Annotated in this window: 22 protein-coding genes and 1 riboswitch; of the genes, 10 read left to right on the forward strand and 12 right to left on the reverse strand. The window is 73.2% G+C overall.

From position 1 onward, the window contains the following. Positions 1-123: 123 nt before the first annotated feature. The 3 genes from ACWGE1_RS28535 to thiO all read right to left on the reverse strand — a co-directional run bounded on the left by ACWGE1_RS28535 (position 124) and on the right by thiO (position 2,290). The gene (locus tag ACWGE1_RS28535; RefSeq protein ID WP_453423333.1) at positions 124-918 is read right to left on the reverse strand and encodes a thiazole synthase; all 795 of its coding nucleotides are present in this window, start codon (positions 916-918) and stop codon (positions 124-126) included. A gap of 5 nt (positions 919-923) precedes the next feature. Beyond that, positions 924-1,124, reverse strand: a complete 201-nt coding sequence (gene thiS / locus ACWGE1_RS28540; RefSeq protein WP_453423334.1) for a sulfur carrier protein ThiS — start codon at positions 1,122-1,124, stop codon at positions 924-926. After that, positions 1,121-2,290, reverse strand: coding sequence for a glycine oxidase ThiO (gene thiO, locus ACWGE1_RS28545; RefSeq protein ID WP_453423335.1), 1,170 nt, complete (start codon positions 2,288-2,290; stop codon positions 1,121-1,123). The genes thiS and thiO overlap by 4 nt, the downstream gene beginning before the upstream one ends. Beyond that, a riboswitch (TPP riboswitch) is annotated at positions 2,288-2,399 on the reverse strand. Its footprint overlaps the gene before it by 3 nt. Before the next feature lie 81 nt (positions 2,400-2,480). Here thiO and ACWGE1_RS28550 point away from each other — a divergent pair. The 5 genes from ACWGE1_RS28550 (at position 2,481) to ACWGE1_RS28570 (ending at position 6,843) form a co-directional block, all read left to right on the forward strand. Then, entirely contained in the window at positions 2,481-3,701 is a 1,221-nt protein-coding gene (locus ACWGE1_RS28550; RefSeq protein WP_453423336.1) for an NAD(P)/FAD-dependent oxidoreductase, read from the forward strand. A gap of 99 nt (positions 3,702-3,800) precedes the next feature. Then, positions 3,801-4,166 (forward strand): Rv2175c family DNA-binding protein, encoded by a 366-nt coding sequence (locus ACWGE1_RS28555; RefSeq protein ID WP_030724382.1) that lies wholly within the window; start codon positions 3,801-3,803, stop codon positions 4,164-4,166. 73 nt (positions 4,167-4,239) lie between these two features. Next, positions 4,240-4,875: a thiamine phosphate synthase gene (gene thiE, locus ACWGE1_RS28560; RefSeq protein WP_453423337.1), complete on the forward strand. Its 636-nt coding sequence runs from the start codon at positions 4,240-4,242 to the stop codon at positions 4,873-4,875. A gap of 130 nt (positions 4,876-5,005) precedes the next feature. Beyond that, positions 5,006-5,920, forward strand: coding sequence for a methylenetetrahydrofolate reductase [NAD(P)H] (metF, locus tag ACWGE1_RS28565; protein ID WP_453423338.1), 915 nt, complete (start codon positions 5,006-5,008; stop codon positions 5,918-5,920). A 50-nt stretch (positions 5,921-5,970) separates the two neighbouring features. Further along, positions 5,971-6,843, forward strand: a complete 873-nt coding sequence (locus ACWGE1_RS28570; protein WP_453423339.1) for a hypothetical protein — start codon at positions 5,971-5,973, stop codon at positions 6,841-6,843. A gap of 31 nt (positions 6,844-6,874) precedes the next feature. Here the strand turns inward: ACWGE1_RS28570 and ACWGE1_RS28575 are convergent, their stop codons facing one another. The 5 genes from ACWGE1_RS28575 to ACWGE1_RS28595 all read right to left on the reverse strand — a co-directional run bounded on the left by ACWGE1_RS28575 (position 6,875) and on the right by ACWGE1_RS28595 (position 11,072). Continuing rightward, positions 6,875-8,293 (reverse strand): phytoene desaturase family protein, encoded by a 1,419-nt coding sequence (locus ACWGE1_RS28575; RefSeq protein WP_453423340.1) that lies wholly within the window; start codon positions 8,291-8,293, stop codon positions 6,875-6,877. Positions 8,294-8,330: 37 nt separating this feature from the next. After that, positions 8,331-8,957 carry a DUF4126 domain-containing protein gene (locus ACWGE1_RS28580; protein WP_453423341.1) on the reverse strand — a complete coding sequence of 209 codons (627 nt, stop codon included), beginning with the start codon at positions 8,955-8,957 and terminating at the stop codon, positions 8,331-8,333. Positions 8,958-9,048: 91 nt separating this feature from the next. Beyond that, complete coding sequence (locus tag ACWGE1_RS28585) at positions 9,049-9,450, reverse strand: DUF3040 domain-containing protein (RefSeq protein ID WP_453423342.1); 402 nt, start codon at positions 9,448-9,450, stop codon at positions 9,049-9,051. A 294-nt stretch (positions 9,451-9,744) separates the two neighbouring features. Continuing rightward, entirely contained in the window at positions 9,745-10,503 is a 759-nt protein-coding gene (locus ACWGE1_RS28590) for a methyltransferase (RefSeq protein WP_453423343.1), read from the reverse strand. Between the two features lie 74 nt (positions 10,504-10,577). Beyond that, positions 10,578-11,072: an SAV_6107 family HEPN domain-containing protein gene (locus ACWGE1_RS28595; RefSeq protein WP_453423344.1), complete on the reverse strand. Its 495-nt coding sequence runs from the start codon at positions 11,070-11,072 to the stop codon at positions 10,578-10,580. 172 nt (positions 11,073-11,244) lie between these two features. On the opposite strand from ACWGE1_RS28595, the gene ACWGE1_RS28600 reads away from it, so the two are divergent. The 3 genes from ACWGE1_RS28600 to ACWGE1_RS28610 are packed head-to-tail and all read left to right on the forward strand — an operon-like array spanning position 11,245 to position 14,859. Further along, positions 11,245-12,129, forward strand: a complete 885-nt coding sequence (locus ACWGE1_RS28600) for an ATP-binding cassette domain-containing protein (RefSeq protein WP_453423345.1) — start codon at positions 11,245-11,247, stop codon at positions 12,127-12,129. Continuing rightward, the gene (locus tag ACWGE1_RS28605) at positions 12,101-14,197 is read left to right on the forward strand and encodes a YhgE/Pip family protein (protein WP_453423346.1); all 2,097 of its coding nucleotides are present in this window, start codon (positions 12,101-12,103) and stop codon (positions 14,195-14,197) included. Before ACWGE1_RS28600 ends, ACWGE1_RS28605 begins: the two co-directional genes overlap by 29 nt. A gap of 29 nt (positions 14,198-14,226) precedes the next feature. After that, entirely contained in the window at positions 14,227-14,859 is a 633-nt protein-coding gene (locus tag ACWGE1_RS28610; RefSeq protein ID WP_453423347.1) for a TetR/AcrR family transcriptional regulator, read from the forward strand. A 400-nt stretch (positions 14,860-15,259) separates the two neighbouring features. Here ACWGE1_RS28610 and ACWGE1_RS28615 read toward each other — a convergent pair whose 3' ends face one another. The 4 genes from ACWGE1_RS28615 to ACWGE1_RS28630 all read right to left on the reverse strand — a co-directional run bounded on the left by ACWGE1_RS28615 (position 15,260) and on the right by ACWGE1_RS28630 (position 20,808). Then, complete coding sequence (locus tag ACWGE1_RS28615; RefSeq protein WP_453423348.1) at positions 15,260-17,674, reverse strand: transglutaminase family protein; 2,415 nt, start codon at positions 17,672-17,674, stop codon at positions 15,260-15,262. Then, positions 17,671-19,047 (reverse strand): DUF58 domain-containing protein, encoded by a 1,377-nt coding sequence (locus tag ACWGE1_RS28620; RefSeq protein WP_453423349.1) that lies wholly within the window; start codon positions 19,045-19,047, stop codon positions 17,671-17,673. Before ACWGE1_RS28620 ends, ACWGE1_RS28615 begins: the two co-directional genes overlap by 4 nt. Next, a complete protein-coding gene (locus ACWGE1_RS28625; RefSeq protein ID WP_453423350.1) occupies positions 19,047-20,057 on the reverse strand; it encodes an AAA family ATPase in 1,011 nt (336 codons plus the stop codon). Before ACWGE1_RS28625 ends, ACWGE1_RS28620 begins: the two co-directional genes overlap by 1 nt. Before the next feature lie 136 nt (positions 20,058-20,193). Continuing rightward, on the reverse strand, positions 20,194-20,808 hold the full coding sequence (locus tag ACWGE1_RS28630; RefSeq protein WP_453423351.1) for a beta-class carbonic anhydrase: 615 nt from the start codon (positions 20,806-20,808) through the stop codon (positions 20,194-20,196). 363 nt (positions 20,809-21,171) lie between these two features. Here ACWGE1_RS28630 and rsmH point away from each other — a divergent pair, with 363 nt between their 5' ends. Both rsmH and ACWGE1_RS28640 read left to right on the forward strand, forming a co-directional pair. Next, positions 21,172-22,101, forward strand: a complete 930-nt coding sequence (gene rsmH / locus ACWGE1_RS28635; RefSeq protein ID WP_453423352.1) for a 16S rRNA (cytosine(1402)-N(4))-methyltransferase RsmH — start codon at positions 21,172-21,174, stop codon at positions 22,099-22,101. Next, positions 22,098-22,637, forward strand: a complete 540-nt coding sequence (locus ACWGE1_RS28640) for a hypothetical protein (RefSeq protein ID WP_453423353.1) — start codon at positions 22,098-22,100, stop codon at positions 22,635-22,637. Before rsmH ends, ACWGE1_RS28640 begins: the two co-directional genes overlap by 4 nt. Positions 22,638-22,848 lie beyond the last annotated feature (211 nt).

Consider the following 22,848-nt stretch of genomic DNA (forward strand, 5'->3'; position numbering starts at 1 on the left):
CGACGCGAGGAACGAGCGCCCTTGAGGGGCCGGCCCGACACGGAGAGACGATGGGACTGACGGGAAACCCCCATACGCCTCCCTGACCACCGCCCCACCGGGACCCCGCCCCCGAAGCCTCCCTCAGAACGCCGGGCGTTCCGGGTCCAGGGCGGCTCGGCCCTCCGTGGGGGAGGAGGCTTCCGCGAAGCGGCGTTGGGGGATGCGGCCCGCGCGGTGGGCGAGGCGGCCCGCCGAGACGGCGTCCCTCATGGCCGACGCCATGAGGACCGGCTCCTGCGCACGGGTCACCGCCGAGGCCAGCATGACCGCCGCGCAGCCCAGTTCCATCGCGAGGGCGGCGTCCGACGCGGTGCCCGCGCCCGCGTCCAGGATGACCGGGACCGACGCCCGCTCCGTGATGAGCTCGAAGTTGTGCGGGTTGCGGATGCCCATGCCGGACCCGATGGGGGACCCGAGCGGCATGATCGCCGCGCAGCCCACGTCCTCCAGCTTCCGGGCGAGCACCGGGTCGTCGTTGGTGTACGGGAGGACCGTGAAGCCCTCGTCCACGAGGATCTCGGCGGCGTCGAGCAGTTCGACGCCGTCCGGCAGGAGGGTCCGTTCGTCCGCGACCACCTCCAGCTTGATCCAGTCCGTGCCCAGCGCCTCCCGGGCCAGCCGGGCCGTGAGGACGGCCTCGCCCGCCGTGAAGCAGCCGGCCGTGTTGGGGAGCACCGAGATGCCCAGCTTGGTCAGCACGGACAGGACGGAGCCCTGGACCGTGGGGTCCAGCCGCCGCATCGCGACCGTGGTGAGTTCGGTTCCGGACGCGACGAGGGCGCGTTCCAGGACGTCCAGGCTCGGTGCCCCGCCCGTGCCCATGATCAGGCGGGAGGAGAAGGTCCGGCCGCCGAGGGTGAAGAGGTCGTCCGCCATTGCGGTCAGCCTCCCTGGACCGCGGTCAGGATCTCCACGCGGTCGCCGTCGCCGACGGGCGTGGCCGGCCACTGTCCGCGCGGGACCACGGTCTCGTTGAGGGCGGCGGCGACGCCGGAGGGGGCCGTGGTCAAGGTGGCGACCACCGCGTCGAGGGTGGCGCCGGCCGCGATCTCGCGCGGCTCGCCGTTGACGGAGATGGTCATGCGTACGACTCCTGACGTGCGGCGGAGAACCGGCGGGGGGTGAAGGGGCGCGCGATCTCCGGAAGTTCGCCGGTGGCCAGCAGCTCGGCGAGGACGTCGCCGGTGAGCGGGGTCAGCAGCACTCCGTTGCGGTAGTGCCCGGTGGCCAGGTGCAGGCCCGGCAGGTCGGTCGGGCCGAGCAGCGGGGCGTTGTCGGGGGACGCGGGGCGCAGTCCCGCGCGGGTCTCGGTGAGCGGGAGTTCGGTGATGCCGGGGACCAGTTCGTGGGCGTCGCGCAGGAGTTCGTAGACCCCGCCCGCGGTGACGGTGGTGTCCCAGCCGAGTTCCTCGCTGGTGGCGCCGACGACGAGTTCGCCGTTCTCGCGCGGCACCAGGTAGACGTGGCTGCCGCGGACGACGGCCCGTACGGTCCGCGACAGGAACGGTGCGTACGCCGCCGGCACCGTGAGCCGCAGTACCTGTCCCTTGACCGGACGTACGGGGGCCACGACCTCCGGCGGTACGCCCGCCAGCCGGCCGGTGAGCGAGCCGGCGGCCAGGACCACCTGGTCGGCGAGCAGCTCCGTGCCGTCGTCGAGGAGGGCGCCCGTCGCCCGGTCGGTGGTGGTGAGCAGCCGTGCCGCGCCCGCCCGGTGGATGATCACGCCGGCCCGTTCGCAGGCGGCCAGCAGGGCGGCCGCGAGCCGGCGCGGGTCGACCTGGTGGTCGCCGTCCACGCGCAGGCCGCCGCGTACGCCCGGGGCGAGCATGGGCTCCAGGCGGCGGCATTCGCGGCCGGTGAGCCACTCGGACTCCAGGCCGCAGCGGCGCTGCAGGGCGTGCAGTTCGCGCAGGTGGAGGCGGTCGTCGGAGTCGAGGGCCACGGCGAGGGTGCCGCAGGCGCGGTATCCGATGTCCAGGCCGCCGCTCGCCTCGGCGAGGTCGGCGGCGAACTGCGGATAGCGCGCGGCGGAGTCGAGGCCGAGGCCCAGCAGGGCTTCCTCGCCGTAGTGCAGTTCGGTGACGGGGGCGAGCATGCCGGCCGCGACCTGGGCGGCGCCGCCACCGGGAGCCGGGTCGGCGAGCACGGTGCGCAGTCCGCGCGCGGCGGCCCGCCAGGCGGTGACCAGGCCGATGATGCCGCCCCCGATGACGAGGACGTCGGATCCGTTTCGAGATGAGTGCATGGGCGTCCAGCCCCTCCCTTCGCCGGCATGACCCGGATCAGGTTCGTACGGTCGGAGGCCGGCCAGCCTCCCTCTCAGCCCGGTGCGCCGGACTCCCGCGATAGGTACGGTGGCCAGACTAACCCGGCCGTGGATGGCGGGTAAGGCGGCACCTATTCCTGACGGAGCGTCAGATGATTAGGGTGGCCGCGTGAGCGAGCAGACGGAACAGAATCAGCACGGCGTCGTGATCGTCGGCGCCGGAATGGCCGGGGTGCAGACCGCGGTCGCCCTGCGCGAACAGGGCTTCACCGGCCCCGTGACCCTGCTGGGAGCCGAACCCCACCAGCCCTACGACCGGCCCCCGCTGTCCAAGGCGGTACTCCTCGGCAAGGCCGAGGACTCCGCCTTCGACGTGGACTTCGAAGGGCTCGACATCGACCTCAGGCTCGGCACGGAGGTCACCGGCCTGCGCGCCGCCGACCACGAGCTGGACACCGGTGCGGGCCCGGTCCCGTACGGGGTCCTCGTACTGGCGACCGGCGCGCGGCCGCTGACCCTGCCCGGGACCGAGGGCGTCCCGGGCGTCCACCTGCTGCGCACGCTGGACGACGCGGCCCGGCTGCGCCCGGTGCTGGCGGCGGCGGACCGTGCGGTGGTCGTCGGGGCGGGCTGGATCGGCGCCGAGTTCGCGACCGCCGCCCGGGAGGCGGGCTGCGAGGTCACCGTGGTCGAGGCGGCGGACCGGGTGCTGGCGGGAGCGCTGCCCGCCGAGGCCGCCGAGCCGATGGCGCGCTGGTACGGGCAGGCGGGCGCCGAGCTGATCACCGGGGTGGAGGTCGCCGGGATCGAGGAGGGGCGGGTCCTGCTGGCGGACGGGAGGGTCCTGCCCGCCGGCGCGGTGGTGGTCGGCATCGGAGCCCGCCCCGCCACCGAATGGCTGGCCGGGACCGGAGTGGAACTCGGCCCCGACGGTTCGATCACCGCGGACGCCCACCTGCAGACCTCGCTGCCCGGGGTGTACGCGGTCGGCGACTGCGCCTCCTTCCCGTCCGGGCGGTACGGGAAGCGGCTGCTCGTGCACCACTGGGACAACGCGCTCCAGGGGCCGCGGACGGTCGCGGCGAACATCCTGGCCGGGGAACCGGCCCAGGTCTACGACCCGGTGCCGTACTTCTGGTCGGAGCAGTTCGGCCGCTTCGTGCAGTACGCCGGGCACCACGGCGGGGCCGACACCCTGCTCCTGCGCGGCGACCCGGACGGCCCCGCCTGGTCCGTGTGCTGGCTGCGGGACGGCGCGCTGGTCGCCGTCCTGGCCGTGGGCCGTCCCCGCGACCTGGCGCAGGGCCGCAAGCTCATCGAAACGGCGGTCCCCGTGGACCCCGCCAAGGTCTCCGACCCCGGGACCCCGCTGAAGTCGGCCACCGTCTGACGGCCCGGGCCCCGCCCGGACCCGGTCCTCGAGCGCCGGACGACCCGGACGGGGCTGCTCAGGTACCGGCGGCGGAGCCGAGATGGCAGGCTTGTGCCTGTGACCGAGATTGACGCAAAGATCGATGCCCTTGTCCCCTCGTGGCTGTACCTCCCCGACATCGCGGAGATGCTGAACATCGAGGTGACCCGGGTCCGCCAGATGGTCAAGGAAGGGCAGCTCATCGCCGTCCGCCGGGGCGAGAACCGCTCCCTGCAGGTTCCGGCCCCCTTCATCGACGGCGACAAGGTCGTCAAGGGCCTCGTCGGCCTGCTGACCGTACTGCGCGACGACCGCTTCACCGAGGAGGAGATCCTGGAATGGCTCTTCACCGAGGATCCGACCCTGCCCGGCACCCCCGTGCAGGCGCTGAGCGAGAATCGCGGCACGGAGGTGAAGCGCCGCGCTCAGGCGCTCGCCCTCTGACCTGATCGCCTTCGCTCCACAGCGGTGTACGGGCCGCGGCCCGTACACCGCCTCCATCACGGGGGGTACACCCATGCAGCTGTCCGACGCCCGGCTCTACCTCTGCACGGACGCCCGCAAGCGCCAGGGTGACCTCCCCGAGTTCCTCGACGCCGTCCTGTCCTCGGGCGTGGACATCGTCCAGCTCCGCGACAAGGGCATGGAGGCGGGGGAGGAGCTCGAACACCTCCAGGTCTTCGCCGAGGCCGCCCGCCGCCACGGCAGGCTCCTCGCCGTGAACGACCGCGCCGACGTCGCCCACGCCATCGGCTCCGACGTCCTGCACCTCGGCCAGGGGGACATCCCCGTCCCCGCCGCCCGCGCCATCCTCGGCGAGCAGGTGCTGATCGGCCGGTCCTGCCACGCCGACGACGAGGTCGACGCGGCGGTCGCCGAAGCCGGCGTGGACTACTTCTGCACCGGCCCCTGCTGGCCCACCCCCACCAAGCCCGGCCGCCACGCCCCCGGCCTGGAGCTGGTCCGGTACGCGGCCTCCCTGGAGCAGGACCGCCCCTGGTTCGCCATCGGCGGCATCGACGCCTCGAACCTGGACGAGGTGCTGGACGCCGGCGCCACCCGCATCGTGGTCGTCCGCGCGCTCACCGAGGCCACCGACCCCGGTGCGGCCGCCGCCGAGCTCGCCAAGCGGGTACGGGCCCGGCTCGCCTGAGTCCGGTCCGCGTACACCCCCCACCCCGCACCGGCTGTTTTCGGCCAGAGGTTGCCCGCGGGTGTCCAAAAACGTGTCCAAAACGTGGACGGGGCTTCGGTGTCCGCCGGGCCGCGTCTAACCTGCCCCCATGGCCTCTGGTACCGCTTCCACCTGGTCGGATCGTGCACACACGGTCCGCGACCTCCTCGCGTCCGGACGCTCGTACTCGTTCGAGTTCTGGGCCCCGAAGACCGAGAAGGGCGAACGCAACCTCTGGAACGCCCTGCGCCGGGTCGAGGCGGTATCCCCGAGCTTCGTCTCCGTGACCTACGGAGCCGGCGGCTCCACCCGCGGCGGCACCGTCAAGGCCACCCAGGAGATCGCCGCGGACACCACGCTGACCCCGGTCGCGCACCTCACCGCCGTGGACCACTCGGTCGCGGAGCTGCGCAACGTCATCGGGCAGTTCGCGGACGCCGGGATCCGGAACATGCTCGTCGTGCGCGGCGACCCGCCGGGCGACCCGATGGGCGAGTGGGTGGCGCACCCCGAGGGCGTGCACTACGCCGCCGACCTGGTCCGGCTGGTCAAGGAGTCCGGCGACTTCTGCGTCGGCGTCGCGGCCTTCCCCGAGATGCACCCGCGTTCGACGGACTGGGACACGGACATCCGGCACTTCGTGGACAAGTGCCGCGCCGGTGCCGACTATGCGATCACCCAGATGTTCTTCGATCCGGAGAATTATCTGCGGCTGCGCGACAGCGTCGAGAAGGCGGGCTGCGAGACCCCGATCATCCCCGAGGTCATGCCTGTTGTGGGTATCAAGCAGCTCGACCGACTGCCCCAGCTCAGCAACGCGCTCTTCCCCGTGGACGTGAAAGAGCGCATGCTCGCCGTCAAGGACGACCCGGCCGCTGTACGCTCCATTGGCATCGAGTTCGCCACGGAGTTCTGCGCGCGGCTGCTGTCCGAGGGTGTCCCGGGGCTGCACTTCATCACGCTGAACAATTCCACGGCGACTCTCGAGATCTACGAAAATCTGGGCCTGCACCAGCGGGCCTGAGCGGCCGTCCCCCGTTCCCGCGCCGGCGGCCGTACCGAGAGGGGCCATGCATGGGAATGACGGTCCTCTACATCGCGTTCGGTTTCGTCGCGCTGTGGCTGCTTGCCGAGGTCCTGATGCAGTACAAGGCCCGGCTCCGCTGGCGCCTGCTCGCCTTCGCCGGCTTCCTCGGCGTGGTCGCCGGAGTGATCCTGCCGTCCGTGCCGGTCATCGGCGCCGGCGCGGCGGCGTTCGCCGTGGGCCAGACCCTGGTGACGCTGTCCTTCCGCAAGGGCTTCGTCGCCGGCTGGGCGCTGCGCCGCGGCGGGGAGCCCGTACGGCAGCAGCAGCAGACGAGACGCCGCCGGGCCGCAGGCGCGACGAAGCCGGAGCCGGCGCTCGAGGTCACCGCGCTGGAGTACGAGGGCGGGGAAGGTGCCGCGGACGAGCGGTCCTTCCAGGCCCCGCCGCCCGCGGCGGTCTACAGCCCCGAGCCGGTGCCCGAGGACACGGGGTCCTACGGGATACAGAGTTTCGCGCCGGCCCCCGACGCCGCCCAGACGGCGGCCTTCGCCTCGCCGTTCACCACGGCCGAGCAGGACGCCCACCAGTACGCGGCGTACTACGACCAGCAGAACCAGGGCGGCTACGACTACTCGGGCGGCTACCCGACGGGCGACCAGCAGCAGGTCTACGCCGCCTACTCGGACCCGTACATCGGCACCGGCGGCGGCGTCGCCCCGCCCCAGCCGTACGACTACACCCCGTACGCCGACTACGGGCAGCAGCAGTACTCCACGGACACCCCGCCCGGCGGGGTCTGGGTCCCGCAGCAGCGCTCCACCGACGGGGCCGGCCAGGCCTACCCGGTGGACGAGCAGGGCCAGCCGCCGCAGCAGTACCCGTACCCCCAGCAGGGCGGGTACGAGCAGTACCGCTACTGATCAGCGCCGCTGATCGTGCCGGTCGTGCCGGTCACTGGGAGCCGCGGAACTCCGCGCCCTCCACGATCAGTCCGGCCACCAGGGCCCCGGTCATCCCGGCGTGCGGCAGCCCGCCGCCGGGGTGGGCCCAGCCGCCCGCGAGGTACAGGCCGGGCACGGCCGTGGTGTTGGCCGGGTACAGCAGCCGGCCCCCGGCGCCCGCGAGGGCGGGCGGGGGCACCGCGCCGCCCAGCGCGCCGGTGGCCGCCTCCACGTCGGCCGGGGTCCGCACCTCGTGCCACAACAGCCGCTCCCGCAGGCCCTGTACGGCCTTCTCCGCGAGGTTCAGCAGCTCCGCGGGCTCCGAGGTCCCGGGCCCGGGCACGGCGCTCACGGTGACCGCCTCGTGCTCCCCGTCGGGCCGGGTGGCCGGATCGTCCGGACGCAAGACCGTGACGTGCGCCCCCGAGGCGTGGACCAGGGTGCGGTGCACGGCCGTGGCGGGGCGGGCGCCGCGCAGCGCGAGCAGCAGCGTGATCCGCCCGGGTACGCCGTCCCCGCGGGCGGGGACCGCCTCGGGCGGCCACGGCAGCGCCCCGGCCGGCAGCTGCCGCGGATCGATCCCGCACACGACGGTGTCGGCGGCCGCCTCGCTGCCGTCGGCCAGCAGCAGACCGGCCGCCCGGCCGTCGCGCACGAGGACCTCCCGGACCTCCGCCCCGAAGACGAAGGCGACCTTGCGCTCCAGGCAGCGCTCGTACACGGCGGTGGCCAGGGCGCGCATCCCGCCGCGCACGTACCAGCTGCCGAAGGTCTGCTCCATGTACGGGAGCACGGCCGCCGAGGCGGGTGCGGTGGCGGGGTCGATCCCGTAGCCGCGCACCACGCCGGTCAGCAGCTCCGCGAGGGCGCCGCCCAGCTCGCGGTCGGCCATTTCGGCGAGGGTCGGCGTACGGCGGCGCAGCAGGCCGCTCCTGCGCAGGGCCGGGTACGGGTCGCCGCCGAGACTCTGCCGGGCGCCGGGCCGCAGCGGTTCCTCCAGCAGCGGGCGCCGGGTGGCGTCCCAGGCGTCGCGGGCGCGGCCCAGGACGGCGTTCCAGCGCTCGCCCGCGCCCGGGCCGAAGGCGGAGTCCAGGGCGGCGGCGACACCGCCGTGCGAGGCGCCGGGGAGGGTGACGTCGATGCCGTGGTGGGGCAGGACGTGCCGGACGGCCGGGTCCACCTGGGCCAGCTCGAGGCAGTCCTCCAGCGACCGCTTGCCGGTCTTCACGAAGAGGTCGCGGTAGACGGCCGGCAGGTGCAGCAGCCCGGGCCCGGTGTCGAAGGCGAAGCCCTCGCGCTCGTACCGGCCGACGGCTCCGCCGTAGATCGTCCCGCGTTCGTACACCGTCACCAGGTGCCCCGCCACGGCCAGCCGGGCCGCCGTCGCCATCGCGCCCATGCCGGCGCCGATCACCGCAATTCGTGCCATGCGGCCGAGCCTATCGACCCCCCTGGTGACCCCGTGGTCAGAGGGGTGGGGCCCCGGTGGTCTCGCGGGCCTCGGTGGCCAGCCGCTTCTCCTCGCGCCGCTGGGCACGGCGGCGCAGGAAGCGGCGGATCCGGCTCCAGAGGAAGAACAGTATGGCCAGTCCGACGGCCAGCAGCACGGCCGCGATGATCGCGGCGGCCTCGGGGTTGAACATCGCGAAGGTGACGAGGCCCGCCACGCCGAGGTCCTCGGCGATGCTCATCCCGACGTTGCTGAACGGCTCGGGCGAGGTGTTGATCGCCATCCGGGTGCCGGCCTTGACGAAATGGCTGACCAGAGCCGTGGAGCCGCCGACCGCGGCAGCGGTGATCTCGGGGAGCGAGCCGGTCTGCCCGGCCAGCAGCGCACCGATCACCGCACCGGACACCGGTCGGATCACCGTGTGGACGGTGTCCCATATCGAGTCCATGTACGGGACCTTGTCGGCGATCGCCTCGCACAGGAACAGCACCGCCGCGACGATCAGCACGTCCGTGCGTTGCAGCGAAGCGGGGACCTCGTCGGTCAGGCCCGTGCGGCCGAAGATGCCGAGCAGGAGGACCACGGCGTAAGCGTTGATCCCACTGGCCCAGCCGCTGGTGAAGACCAGGGGGAGCACACTCATCGGATCATCATGCCGTACGGGAACGCAGAAAAGTGAGGGGACGGCCGCACGGCGGCCATCCCCTCACCCACGTTGTCCGTTGTCCGGGGCGCTAGTGCCCCTGCTCGTCACGGCGGCGCTGCCACCGTTCCTCGATGCGGGTCATCATCGACCGACGCTGCCGGCTGCGGCCGCGGGCCGAACCGCCAGTACTTCCGGAGACGGGCTGCTCGCCAGGCTTGGGTGCCTTGCGCCAACCGGTGACCACGAGGACCGTACATCCCAGCATGACGAGGAACCCCACCACGCTGATCCAGAGCACGTTCGGAATGATCACACCGGTCATGAGGAGCGCGATACCCACCACAATGCCTGCGACTGCCTGGTAGACCCGTCGCCGGGTGTACGTACGCAGTCCGCTTCCCTCAAGCGCTGTCGCGAACTTGGGATCTTCGGCGTACAGCGCTCGCTCCATCTGCTCGAGCATTCGCTGCTCGTGCTCCGAGAGCGGCACGGGAGTCCTCCTCATCCGTCGGTCGCGGGGGGTAGCGACCAGGGGTCCCCTTCAGGATAGGCGGGGAATCGCCCCCGTGACACCCGCCCTCTACGCCACGTTACAAAAACACACGGCCCAGAAAAGACGCAGCCGGTAAAGCGCTGCTTGAAAACCGTACCGCCGAGGGGGTGGTCACTGAGGCCCTTATTCCCCAATGGTCCACCCACCATGCCGGTCACTGCACCTGATCATACGGGGCCGACTCTCCGAACGGAGGGCGTGTGACCGACTCCGTGCGCGGAAGGTCGCAGTTCAGGCCTGCTTCTCGCCCAGGACGTGCAGCTGTGTGGCGACCGCGTGGAAGGCGGGCAGCTCGGCCGCGGCCTCCTCCAGACGCAGCAGTGCCTCCACCGCACCCGGCTCGGTGTCCACCAGGACGCCGGGCACCAGGTCGGCGAAGATCCGCACGCCGTGCACCGAGCCGACCGCGAGGCCGGCGTCGCCGACCAGCTCGGAGAGCTGCTCGGCGGTGAAGCGGCGCGGTACGGGGTCGCCGGAGCCCCAGCGGCCGGCCGGGTCGGTCAGGGCGGTACGGGCCTCCGTGAAGTGACCGGCCAGCGCGCGGGCGAGCACCGCCCCGCCGAGACCGGCGGCCAGCAGGCTGAGCGTGCCGCCGGCGCGCAGCGCGGCCACCGTGTTGGCCACGCCCTCGGCCGGGTCGTCCACGTACTCCAGCACGCCGTGGCAGAGCACGACGTCGTACGCGTCCTGCTCGACGACGTCCAACAGGCCCTGGGCGTCGCCCTGGACGCCGCGCACCAGGTCGGCGACACCGGCCTCTGCCACCCGGCGCTCCAGCCCGAACAGTGCGTTCGGGCTGGGGTCGACCACGGTGACCCGGTGGCCCAGGCGGGCCACTGGGACGGCGAACTTGCCGGTGCCGCCACCGGTGTCGAGCACGTCCAGCACATCCCGCCCGGTCGCCTTCACCCGGCGGTCGAGCGCCTCCTTGAGGACCTCCCACACCACGGCGGTGCGGAGGGAGGCACGGGGGCGGGAAGTGTCCGACACGGCTGATGGCTCCTCGGCGCGGCAATGGGGTGAGCGGTTGCTGCCCACCCTATTGCCTTCCGCGGCCGGGCAGCTCATCCCGCGTCCGGATGCTCCGGACGTGGTTGCGGCAGGGTCTGCGGCAGGGGCCGGGGCGCCGCCCGGACGGTGAGCATCCGCTCCACCAGGCGCAGGAACATCGAGGCCGCGCGCACCAGATCGTCCGCGTCCCGGTCGCTCGCCGCGTCCGGTATCCCCGCCTCGGCCCTGGCCCGCCGGGCGGCGCCGGACGCGAAGAGCGCGCTCCACTCGGTCAGCTCCGGCGCTATCTCCGGCAGGACCTCCCACGCGCTGCGGATCCGGGGCCGCCGCCGCGGGTTCACCGGCTCGGGCCGGCCGCGCGCGGCGAGCACGGCCGCGGCGGTGCGCAGTGCGGCGAGGTGGGCGGTGGCGTAGCGCTCGTTGGGGCGGGTCAGCCGGGCGGCCTCGGCCAGGCCGTCGTGGGCCTTGGCGAGCAGGTCGAGGGCGGCCGGAGGGGCCGTCGACTTCCGCGGGACGGGATGGACAGGGGACGGGGACGGTGTGGCCATGACGAACCTCCTGTCGTTGCGTTGCCCCCATCGTGACGGGCGCCACTGACAATCGCGCCGACCTGCGGTTTTGCCGTGACGAACCGGGCAACTAGCCCCTTCTGTACGCCGGGTGCGAAGAAGGATGCTAGTTTTTGAACTGACCGGTCAGTTCAAAAAGAAGGGGGACGGCGTGGACAGCCCGCACGGCGCGGCCGTCAAAGCCGAGGACTTCGGACTCAAGGGCCCGCGCGGCTGGGCCTTCCGGGGAATCGGCATCGACGCGGCGCCAGGCTCGCTCATCGCGGTCGAAGGCCCCTCCGGCAGCGGTCGGACCTGCCTGCTCCTGGCCCTCACCGGGCGGATGAAGCCCACCCAGGGACACGCCGAGGTCGGCGGCCACCGGCTGCCGAAGAGGATGACCGCGGTCCGCCGGATCTCCGCCCTCGGCCCGGTCTCCGGCGTCAACGACCTCGACCAGGCCCTCACCGTCGCGGAGCAGTTGCGCGAGGGCGTCCTGCTCCAGCGCCACTACGGCGCTCCGGTCCGCGCCATGCTGCGGCCCCGGGCCGAGCGCCGCGCCGCCGCCGAGGCCCGGATCGCCTCCGCCCTGGACGCCGCCGGACTGGACCTCGCCGCGCTGCCCAAGGGCGGGCGGACCTCCGTACGGGACCTGGAACGCCTGGAGTCCGTACGGCTGTCCGTCGCCATCGCCCTGCTGGGCTCTCCGGGGCTGCTGGCCCTCGACGACCTGGACCTCAAGCTGTCGGACACCGAACGCGCCGAGGCCTGGGCCCTGCTCCGCTCGGTCGCCGCCCGCGGGATCACCGTCCTCGCGGTGTGCAGCGAGGCGCCCGCCGATGCGCTCGTCCTGCGGACCTGCCCCAAGGAGCCCGCGCAGAGCGGCCCCGAGACCGAGACCGAGGCCGGGACCGAGGCCGGCGCCGCCGAGTCCGAGGCCGCCGAGTCCGAGGCGGAGGCCGCACCGGACGCGAAGAACGACACCGAGAACGACGACACCGAGAACGACGACACGAAGGGGGCGGACGATGCGCTCGCCGAAGCTGGCCGCGCTTGAGCTGAAGCGGTTCGGGCGGGGGAAGCTGCCCCGGGCCGCCCTCGTCGCACTGCTCCTGCTGCCGCTGCTCTACGGAGCCCTGTACCTGTGGTCCTTCTGGGACCCCTACAAGAACCTCGACAAGGTGCCCGTCGCCATCGTCAACGCCGACAAGGGCACGATGGTCGACGGCGAGCGCCTCGATGCCGGCGCCGAGATCAGCAAGAAGCTGCACGACAGCAAGAAGTCCTTCGACTGGCACGACGCGAGCGCGAAGGAGGCGGCCGAGGGTCTGGAGGACGGTACGTACTACCTGACCCTGACCCTGCCCGAGGACTTCAGCGCGAAGATCGCCTCCAGCTCCGGCGACGACCCCACCACCGGCGCCCTCCAGGTCCGCACGAACGACGCCAACAACTACATCGTCGGCTCGATCTCGCGCTCCGTCTTCTCCGAGGTCCGCTCCGCGGCGTCCGCCAACGCCTCCCGCGGCTTCCTCGACAAGATCTTCGTCAACTTCTCCGACCTGCACGACAAGACCGCCGAGGCGGCCGACGGCGCCGACAAGCTCAAGGACGGCGCGGGCAAGGCCCAGGAAGGCGCCAAGGAGCTCGCCGACGGCCTCGACACGGCGCAGGAGAAGTCCGGCGAGCTCAACAGCGGTCTGCAGAAGCTGAACACGGCGGCCGGCAAGCTGGAGACCGGCTCCAGGGACATCGCGGACGGCACCCAGGCGCTGGCCGACAAGGTCAACGGGGCCGCGGACAAGGCCCGTCCCTTCGTCAAGGACCCCAAGAACCTGGCGGACACCGCCGAGCTGGTCGCCGACAGCGCGAAGGTGGTCAACAACCACCTCGCCACCTTCGCCGAGAAGGCCCCGGCCGCCGCCGCGGCAGCGAAGAAGGCGGCCGCGGGCGCCGACGCCTACTACACCAGGCACTGCGTCACCCCCGGCGGCGAACCGCACCTCGCCTCCTGCCCCGACCTGAAGAAGGTCAAGGACGACGCGGCCGAGGCCGCCGAGCTCAGCCGGGACGTCAGCACCCTGGTCAAGAACGCCAACGGGGACGTCGGCAAGCTCCGCACCCAGCTCACCGACCTGGAGAAGAAGGCCCGCGAGCTCGTCGTCAAGGCCCCCCAGCTCGCGGGCGACCTCGACGCGGCCGTCGCCAAGGTCAACGCCCTCAACACCGGCGCCCACAAGGTCTCCAGCGGCATGGCCCAGCTGCACACCGGCCTCGGCACCGCCGCCACCGGCTCCGGCGCCCTCAGCGACGGCGTCGGCAAGCTCGGCGACGGCGCCCACCGCCTCGACGGCGGCATGTACAAGCTCGTCGACGGCACCGGTGAACTCGCCGGCGGCCTGCACGACGGGGCCGGCAAGATCCCCGACTACGACCAGCAGCAGCGCGACCGGCGCACCGAGGTCATGGCCGACCCGATCCAGCTCGCCAACCAGTCCCTGCACAAGGCGCCCAACTACGGCACCGGCTTCGCCCCCTACTTCATCCCGCTCTCCCTCTGGGTCGGCGCGATGGTCGCCTACATGCTGATCGCCCCGCTCAACCGGCGGGCCCTGGCCGCCGGCGCCTCGCCCTGGCGGGTCGCCCTCGCCGGCTGGCTGCCCGTGGCGGGCCTCGGCACGGCGCAGGTGGTCCTGCTGATGTCCGTGCTGCACTGGGCGCCCGGCCTCGGCCTGAAGATGGCCCACCCGGCCCTGACCATCGCCTTCCTGATGCTCGTCACCGGCTGCTTCGCGGCGATCGTCCAGTGGCTCAACGCCAAGTTCGGCGCGGCCGGCCGCATCCTGGTGCTGGCCGTCCTGATGCTCCAGCTGACCTCGGCGGGCGGCACGTACCCCGTCCAGACCAGCCCGGACTTCTTCAACTGGATCCACCCGTACCTGCCGATGTCGTACATCGTCGAGAGCCTGCGCCGCCTCATCACCGGTGGCGACCTCGCCCCGGTCTGGCAGGGCGGCGCGGTCCTGCTGGCCTTCACCGCCGGCGCCCTCGCCCTCACCGCCCTCGCCGCCCGCGGCAAGCAGGTGTGGACCATGGACCGACTGCACCCCGAACTGAGCCTGTAGGGACGTGTTGACCTGTGACAATCAGCGCCATGGAAAGCAGCAGCACCAGTACGGGTACCGGCGGGGGCCGTCGTGCGGCCACCCGGCAGAAGCTCTACGAAGCAGCCGTGACCCTCATCGCGGAGCAGGGCTTCTCCGCGACCACGGTCGATGAGATCGCCGAACGGGCGGGCGTCGCGAAGGGCACCGTCTACTACAACTTCGCGAGCAAGAACGAGCTCTTCGAGGAGCTGCTGCGGCACGGCGTCGGCCTGCTGACGGTCTCGCTGCGGACGGCGGCGGAGGAGACCGAGGCCCGCGGCGGCAGCCGCGTCGAGGCGCTCGACGCGATGATCCGCGCGGGGCTCGTCTTCATCGACCGGTACCCGGCCTTCACCCAGCTCTACGTCGCCGAGCTGTGGCGCACCAACCGCGCCTGGCAGTCCACCCTGATGGTGGTCCGGCAGGAGGCGGTGGCCGTCGTGGAGAAGGTGCTCCGCGAGGGCGTCGAGCGCGGTGAGCTGAGCGCCGAGATCGACGTGCCGCTCACCGCGGCCGCGATGGTCGGGATGGTGCTGGTGGCCGCCCTGGACTGGCAGTCCTTCCAGAGCGAGCGGTCCCTGGACGACGTGCACTCGGCGCTGTCCCTGCTGCTGCGGGGCCGGGTCAGCGGCAACCGCTGAGAAGCCGCGCACCACCCCCCCAGTCGGCGGTGCCGCGCGGGCGCGCAGCCCCGTAGAACTGGTGGGGCCTGCCGCGACGGCTGAGTATCCGTACCTAGGCGCGGAAATGAGTACGAGCGCGGATGGGCTCCCACCTGCGAGACGCCAGACTGGGAGCAACGGACAGGAGACCCGGTCCGCACCGCCGACACGGGGCTGCGGAGCGGACCGGGTACCTCCGACCGTGACCGGGACGGGGGAACGACGGGGGATCGGCGACCCGGTGACGCAAGACGCAACGCGGCGGGGCTCGGGGGGATCGAGCCTCGCCGCGTTCGTGCGTCCACGGGTTCGCCGTACCCCGGAGACCGGGACCGCGCCCCGGACCCGCGGCTGGAACGCCGGCGGGACCGGGTGCGCCTCAGCCGCGGCCCCGCAGCGGCAACCGCAGCCGCAGCGCCGCCGCCCGGGCCGACACCGACGAGGCCACGGCCGCCCAGCGGGCGGCGACCGCCCAGGAGATCCGGGCCGCCGAGCGCGGCAGCAGCAGGGCGCGCAGCCGGGGCAGCCGGTCCGCGGAGGCCAGCAGGCCGGTACGGGCCAGCAGTACGTCGTCCGCCAGCTCCGGGTACGTGACCTCCGCGCCCGGGGGCGCGTACAGGGCCCGCTCCACCGCACCGGCGACCCGGTGCACGGCCGCCGCGGGCTCCGGCTCCAGGCCGCCCAGGTCCACGATCCGGCTCGCCGCCCGGCGCGGGGACAGCGCCTCGTCGGGAACCACACCCGAGTCCCAGGCGGTGTCGCCCAGTTCCCGCCAGGCCGTCAGGACCTCCCGGGACGCGAGGCGCCGGGCCCGCAGCCGGGTCCGCCACAGCAGCGGGAGCAGGGGCAGACCCAGCACCGCCACCGCGAGCGCCGCCCAGCCGAGGACCGTCCCCGCCGAGATCCCGTCGTCGTGGGTACCGTTCTGCGCGGGCGCCGCCGCACCGCACTCGCCGAGCTTCTTCAGCGCCGGCGGGCACTCGGGGGTCGCCGTGGGCGCCGTCGACGGCTGCGGCGCGCCCTGCGAGGGCAGCGGCGCGGGGGCGGACGGCTGGGCGGCCGGGGTCTGTGCCCGCGAGTAGTCCGGAATGTTGATGCCGGAGCGGGGCGTCGGCTCGAAGCGGGTCCAGCCCACGCCCTGGAAGTACAGCTCGGGCCAGGCGTGCGCGTCGCGCATCGACACGGTCATGCTGCCGTCCGACTGCTTCTCGCCGGGGGTGAAGCCCACCGCGACCCGGGCCGGGATGCCCAGGGAGCGGGACATCGCCGCCATCGAGAAGGCGAAGTGGACGCAGAAGCCCTCCTTGTCGGCGAGGAACCGGGCGACCGCCTGCGGACCCGTGCCCGAGGCCGTCTTCGTGTTGTAGCGGAACCCGCCGTTCACAGCGAAGTAGTCCTGCAGCTTCACGGCCCGCGTGTAGTCGTCCTTCGCCCCCTGCGTCACCTGGCGGGCCGTTTCGCCGACCACCGTCGGCAGGTTGTCCGGGATCCTCGTGTACTCCTCCCGGATCACCGGGTCGGGCTCCGGGGCCTTCTGCAGCTGCTGGGCCGTCGGCTTCAGCAGCAGGCTGCGCACCGTGTATTCGGCGCTCTGGACGTTCTGGAACCTGTCCCGGCTCAGCTGGTCGCCGACCAGGGTCCGGCCGGCCGGCTCGAACCGCCACTTGCCGCGGATGTCCACCGACGTCGCCGGATACGGCATGGGCAGGTAGCGCTGCGTGTAGCTGTCCGCCGCCGTGACGTTGGTGGTGACCTCCATCGCGGTGCCGCGGACCTGGGGGCCGAGCCCCGGCGGTTCCGGCAGCCGCTCCGGCACATCGATCAGGGCCCGCCCGGAGGCCTCCCACTTGACGCCGTTGAACTCGTCCAGGGCCACGATCCGCAGGTACTGCTCGGTCGGCTGCGGGTTGTCCGTCCGGTACCTCAGGATCACGCGGTTGTCCTGCGCGTTCAGGTTGCTCTGCAGGGAGACCAGCGGGTTGACCGCAGTGATCGTCCCGCCCGCCCCGCTGCCGCTCTCGTCGCCGTCCTGCGTGCCGCCCAGCAGCCCGCCGCCGAGCGAGGGCAGTACGGCGGGCACCGCCAGGGCCACGCCCAGGGTCACGGCGCCGATCCGCCGCCCGAACCGCACGGGAGCCGTCGCCTGCCCGCCCGCTCCGCCGGAGAGGCCGGAGTCGGCGGCGCCCCGGCGCGGGGCCGCGCCGAAGACCCGGCCCCACTGGGCGAGCCGGTCCCGGCCCTCGGACAGCAGCAGCATCAGGTAGCCGCAGCCCGCGAGCAGGAACGAGAACCAGGAGGCGTCCCCGCCGCCCGACAGGCCCGCGGCCACCGAGTACAGCGCGAGCAGCGGCAGCCCGGCCGCGGCGGCCGTGCGCACGGTCACCGCCAGCATGTCCACCAGCAGCCCGATCAGCAGCACGCCGGAGACCAGCAGCAGCTTGATTCCGTCCGTCAGCGGGGCCGGGATCGCGAACTCGCCCACGTCCTGGACGCCCTGGCCGAAGAGCGCACCGAAGTCCGTCACCAGGTAGGCCAGCGGGCCGTCCCCGTGGGACTCGCCCTTGCCCGCGAACAGGAGCGCGAGCAGCAGCAGCGACACCAGCAGCTGCGCGGCCACGGTCAGCGTCCGGGCCATCGGCACCCGCCGGGCCCCGGCGCCCACGGCGCTCTGCACGGCCAGCAGCAGCGCCGCCTGGAGCATCCAGGCCTGCGAGTCCACCAGCGGGCCCAGCGACCACGAGGTGAGCAGCGTCGCCAGTGCCGCGAAAAGCGTCAGTTTCGCCCGCCCGCTCATTCCCGACCTCCGGAGGTTTCCGTACCGACACGCGCGGTCCCGGCCTGGCGCCACAGCTCGCCGAAGGCCACACCGGGCGGGGCGGCCAGTGCCGTCCAGCCCGCGTCGCGCAGCCTGCCCAGCCGCTCGTCGAGCGGGGGCACGGCATGGCCCGGAGCGGGCTGTCCGCCCCAGCTCGCGGAGTCCAGTACGAAGGCCACCGCACCCGAGGTGCGCTGGCGCATCCTGGCCGCCAGTTCCGTCTGCACGTCGTCCAGGTCGCCGAAGAAGGCGATGAGGAGCCCGTCGCCGCCGGCTCCGCCGAGGCCGTCGGCCGAGCCGCCGCGCACCGCGTCGTAGGCGCGGGAGAGCCCGGCGCCGTCGGAGTGCCCGATGACCGCGAGGGTGTCCATCATCAGTCCGGCCGCCTCCGCGGACTCCTGCCCGCCGGAGGAGAAGCCGCCACCGCCCTCACCGGGCACCGAGTTGCCGGTGTCGGTGAGCAGCCGTACGGAGAAGCCCTGTTCCAGGACGTGCACCAGGCTGGAGGCGGCCGCCGAGACGGCCCACTCGAAGGCGGAGTCGGGGCCGGCGCCGTCGAAGGCCAGGCGCCGGGTGTCCAGCAGGACGGTGGCCCGGCTGCGCTGCGGCTGCTCCTCGCGGCGGACCATCAGCTCGCCGTAGCGGGCGGTGGAGCGCCAGTGCACCCGGCGCAGGTCGTCGCCGCGCCGGTAGCCGCGGGGGATCACGTCGTCGTCGCCGGCCAGGGCGAGGGAGCGGCGGCTGCCGTCGCCGTAGCCGTTGGACTCGCCGGCCAGGCGGACCGGCGGCAGGGGCTCGGTGCGCGGGATGACGGTGAGGGTGTCGTAGGTGCTGAAGGAGCGGGTCAGCTCGACCAGCCCGAAGGGGTCGCACAGGCGCAGCTGGAGCGGGCCGAGCGGATAGCGGCCGCGCAGGTCGGAGCGGACCCGGTAGGACACCTCGCGGCGCCCGCCGGGCTCGACCCGGTCCAGTACGAAGCGCGGGCGCGGGCCCAGGACGTAGGGCACCCGGTCCTGGAGCATCAGCAGGCCGGTGGGCAGCCGCGAGACGTTGTCCATGCGCAGCTGCACCCGGGCCTCGGTGCCCGCGGGGACCCGTCCCGGGCTGAGCCGGCGGCTGCCGGAGACCCGGTAGCGGGTGCGGTGCAGGGCGTAGACGCAGATCAGTGGCAGGAGGGCGAGCAGCAGGCCGACCCGCAGCAGTTCGCCCTGGCCCAGGACGTACGCGCAGGCGGCGGCGGCTATCCCTGCGGCCAGGAACGAGCGGCCGCGGGTGGTCAGCCCGGACAGTGACGCGCGCAGTCCGCCGCCGTCCCCCGGGCCTCCGGCGCCGCGCGGGGCACCGGCGCTCATCAGAAGCCCCGGATGCCCGCGCCGGGCGGCATCTCGCCGCGGGCGTGCGCGGCCGGGACGGGGGTGCGCTGCAGGATCTCGCCGACGACCTGCTCGGCGGTGCGGCGGTTCAGCTGGGCCTGCGCGGTGGGCAGCAGCCGGTGCGCGAGGACCGGGCCGGCCAGGGCCTGGACGTCGTCCGGCAGGACGTAGTCGCGGCCGGCGAGCGCGGCGGAGGCCTTCACGGCGCGCAGCAGGTGCAGGGTGGCCCGGGGAGAGGCGCCGAGCCGCAGGTCGGGGTGGCTGCGGGTGGCGGAGACCAGGTCGACGACGTAGCGCTTGACGGGCTCGGCCACGTACACGTCGCGGACGGCCTCGATGAGCTTGACGATCTCGTGGGAGTGCGCGACGGACGTCAGGTCGTCGAGCGGGGAGACCCCGCCGTGCACGTCGAGCATCTGGAGCTCGGCCTCGGGGCCGGGGTAGCCGACGGAGACGCGGGCCATGAAGCGGTCGCGCTGGGCCTCGGGCAGCGGATACGTGCCCTCCATCTCCACCGGGTTCTGGGTGGCGACGACCATGAAGGGGCTCGGCAGCGTGTAGGTCGTGCCGTCGATGGTGACCTGGCGCTCCTCCATCGACTCCAGCAGCGCCGACTGGGTCTTCGGCGAGGCGCGGTTGATCTCGTCACCGATGACGATCTGCGCGAAGATCGCGCCCGGCTTGAACTCGAACTCGCGGCGCTGCTGGTCGTAGATGCTCACGCCGGTGATGTCGGAGGGCAGCAGGTCCGGGGTGAACTGGATGCGCTGCACCGAGCAGTCGATGGACTTGGCGAGGGTCTTGGCGAGCATGGTCTTGCCGACGCCGGGCACGTCCTCGATCAGCAGGTGCCCCTCGGCGAGGAGCACGGTCAGCGCGAGGCGAACGACCTCGGGCTTGCCCTCGATCACGCTCTCGACCGACTGGCGCACCCGCTCCGCCGTGCTGGTCAGATCCGCGAGGCTCGCTCGGTCGTCGTACGTCGTCACCTGGTTCTCCTCGGCCCTTTCCCAGGGCCGACGCCCTTGGCGCATGACCGGCCCACCCCGAAACACGGACACCGGACCCGGGGGATCCCGGGTGGTGCCATCCCGCATTCTTGACGGCGTTACGGCCTTGTGTCACTCAAGAGCTGGGATCGATCTCCCGCAGGAGCCCGGTGTGCACATCGAAGACGAAGCCTCGCACATCGTCCTTGTGGGGCAGGAACGGGTTGGTGCGCACCCGCTGCATGGACTGGCGAACGTCCTGGTCCACGTCCCGGAAGGCCTCGACGGCCCAGGCGGGACGCTGACCGACCTCGTCCTCCAGCTCGTGCCGGAAGTCCTCGGTCAGGTTCTCCAGACCGCAGCCGGTGTGGTGGATGAGTATCACCGTGCGGGTGCCCAGGGCACGCTGGCTGATGGTGAGGGAGCGGATCGTGTCATCGGTGACCACACCGCCCGCGTTGCGGATCGTGTGGCAGTCGCCGAGCTCGAGGCCGAGCGCCTTGTGCAGGTCGAGGCGGGCGTCCATGCAGGCCACGACGGCGACCTGGAGGACGGGGCGGGCGTCCATACCGGGATCGGAGAACTGCGCTGCGTACCGCTGATTCGCCTCGACCAGTCGGTCGGTGACGGATCCGCCGACGGATGCCTCGGGCGCGGACTCGGCAGGCAGGGATGCGGAAGTCGTCATGGGTACGACGTTAGTGGTCACCGCAGGTTGTGGCCTCGCGTGAGAGCGGACAAAGAACGTCAACGAGGCTTGTTGTGAGCTAACCCACAGGGGTGGGGGCGAGGCGGCCGTCCGGGTGATTCGCGGCATTTGCCGGTTCGGTCCGAGAGCCGGGCACGGCGCGCGGGGCGGTTCGTTGACCGCGGCGACCGTTGCACTAAAGTGACGCGAACCGGCCGGAGCCCGGCCCTGACCGGCCGCCCGGCCCCCGATGAACACTCCGCGTGCGCGGCGCGTACGTACGGCCCGGCCCTCTCCCGCTCACCGGCCGGCCGGCGCCACCCTCCCGGCGCCGGCCGCGGAATGCGGGGACCCGGTGGTGCGTACGCCTGCCGCGCCGTTATCTGAGAGGGCGCTTTGACTAGCGAGTCCCGACATGTCCCGGTGATGCTCCAGCGGTGCCTGGACCTGTTGGCCCCGGCGCTGGAGAGGCCCGGGGCCGTCGTCGTCGACTGCACCCTCGGCCTCGGCGGCCACAGCGAGGCCCTGCTGACCCGGTTCCCCGAGGCCCATCTGATCGGCCTCGACCGCGACAAGGAGGCCCTGCGGCTCTCCGGCGAGCGCCTCGCGCCCTTCGGCGACCGGGCCACCCTCGTCCACGCGATCTACGCCGACCTCGCGGAGGTCCTGGACGGGCTGGGCATCCCCGCCGTCCAGGGCGTCCTCTTCGACCTGGGCGTCTCCTCCATGCAGCTGGACGAGGCCGACCGCGGGTTCGCGTACGCCCAGGACGCGCCGCTGGACATGCGCATGGACCAGACGACCGGCATCAGCGCGGCCGAGGTCCTCAACAGCTACGCGCCGGGCGAACTCGTCCGGATCCTGCGCCAGTACGGCGAGGAGAAGCAGGCCAAGCGGATCGTGTCCGCGATCGTCCGGGAGCGGGAGAAGGAGCCCTTCAGCAACAGCGCCCGGCTGGTCGAGCTGATCCGCGACTCCCTGCCGCAGGCCGCCAAGCGAACCGGCGGCAACCCGGCCAAGCGGACCTTCCAGGCACTGCGGATCGAGGTCAACGGGGAGCTCTCGGGCCTGGAGCGGGCCATTCCGGCCGCGGTGGACCGGATCGCGGTCGGCGGCCGCATCGCGGTGCTCTCCTACCACTCGCTGGAGGACCGCCTGGTCAAGCAGGTCTTCGCGGCCGGCGCGACCTCCACGGCCCCGCCCGGTCTGCCGGTCGTCCCGGAGAAGTACCAGCCGAAGCTGAAACTGCTCACGCGCGGCGCCGAGCTGCCGACCGAGGAGGAGATCGCCGAGAACCGGCGGGCCGCCCCGGCGAGATTCCGCGGCGTCGAACGCATCCGGGAGGCGCGGCTGTGACCAAGGCCGGGAAGGTCGCCACGCTGACCCGCGGGCAGGCTGCCCGCCTCGGCCGGGCGCTCGGCGGCCGCCCGGCCCGCCCGCGGCCCGGCGGGCAGGCGGCCCGGATGCCGTTCGTCCTGCTGGTCGTGGCCCTGCTCGGCGGCGGCCTGATCAGCCTGCTGCTGCTGAACTCGGCACTGAACGAAGGCTCCTTCCAGCTGAGCAGGCTGAAGAAGGAGACCACCGCCCTCACCGACGAGGAGCAGGCGCTGCAGCGCGACGTGGACGCCTACTCGGCCCCGGACGCGCTCCAGCGCCGGGCGCACGAGCTGGGCCTGGTCCCCGGCGGCAGCCCGGTCTTCATCGGCGCCGACGGCAGGATCACCGGCAGCGCCGCACCGGCCGAGGCCCCGCCGTCGCCGACCCCGACCGCCCCGGCCGCGTCCTCGGGCGCACCCGCGGGCGCACCCGCGGCGTCGGCCCCCGCCTCGGCCCCGGCCCTGGCTCCGGCCCAGCCCTCGCAACAGCAGCCCACCCCCAACCCAGGTCGGTGATGTCGTGACGCGGATCCCTGCGGGGCCGTTCCCCACCCCGCCCTTCCTCCCCCGGCCACCGCTGGGGGGCGCCCCCGGTTCCCCGGGCTCTGCCCGGACCCGGTCGCCGAACCTCCCCGGCGCGGCCCTGCCCGGGGCGGTGGCCGCGTGAGCCCGCAGGAGCGGCCGCGGCGGCGGCTGCCCGGGCCGGCCCGACCGTCCCGGCCCGGCG

This window comes from Streptomyces sp. NPDC054932, assembly GCF_053610205.1.

Coding starts and splice junctions, on each gene's coding strand:
- ACWGE1_RS28595 (WP_453423344.1), bottom strand. CDS start 11,072: ATGGCCACACCGTCCCCGTCCCCTGTCCATCCCGTCCCGCGGAAGTCG.
- ACWGE1_RS28570 (WP_453423339.1), top strand. CDS start 5,971: ATGGGAATGACGGTCCTCTACATCGCGTTCGGTTTCGTCGCGCTGTGG.
- thiE (WP_453423337.1), top strand. CDS start 4,240: ATGCAGCTGTCCGACGCCCGGCTCTACCTCTGCACGGACGCCCGCAAG.
- thiO (WP_453423335.1), bottom strand. CDS start 2,290: ATGCACTCATCTCGAAACGGATCCGACGTCCTCGTCATCGGGGGCGGC.
- metF (WP_453423338.1), top strand. CDS start 5,006: ATGGCCTCTGGTACCGCTTCCACCTGGTCGGATCGTGCACACACGGTC.
- ACWGE1_RS28605 (WP_453423346.1), top strand. CDS start 12,101: ATGCGCTCGCCGAAGCTGGCCGCGCTTGAGCTGAAGCGGTTCGGGCGG.
- ACWGE1_RS28620 (WP_453423349.1), bottom strand. CDS start 19,047: ATGAGCGCCGGTGCCCCGCGCGGCGCCGGAGGCCCGGGGGACGGCGGC.
- ACWGE1_RS28615 (WP_453423348.1), bottom strand. CDS start 17,674: ATGAGCGGGCGGGCGAAACTGACGCTTTTCGCGGCACTGGCGACGCTG.
- rsmH (WP_453423352.1), top strand. CDS start 21,172: ATGCTCCAGCGGTGCCTGGACCTGTTGGCCCCGGCGCTGGAGAGGCCC.
- ACWGE1_RS28580 (WP_453423341.1), bottom strand. CDS start 8,957: ATGAGTGTGCTCCCCCTGGTCTTCACCAGCGGCTGGGCCAGTGGGATC.
- thiS (WP_453423334.1), bottom strand. CDS start 1,124: ATGACCATCTCCGTCAACGGCGAGCCGCGCGAGATCGCGGCCGGCGCC.
- ACWGE1_RS28535 (WP_453423333.1), bottom strand. CDS start 918: ATGGCGGACGACCTCTTCACCCTCGGCGGCCGGACCTTCTCCTCCCGC.
- ACWGE1_RS28610 (WP_453423347.1), top strand. CDS start 14,227: ATGGAAAGCAGCAGCACCAGTACGGGTACCGGCGGGGGCCGTCGTGCG.
- ACWGE1_RS28575 (WP_453423340.1), bottom strand. CDS start 8,293: ATGGCACGAATTGCGGTGATCGGCGCCGGCATGGGCGCGATGGCGACG.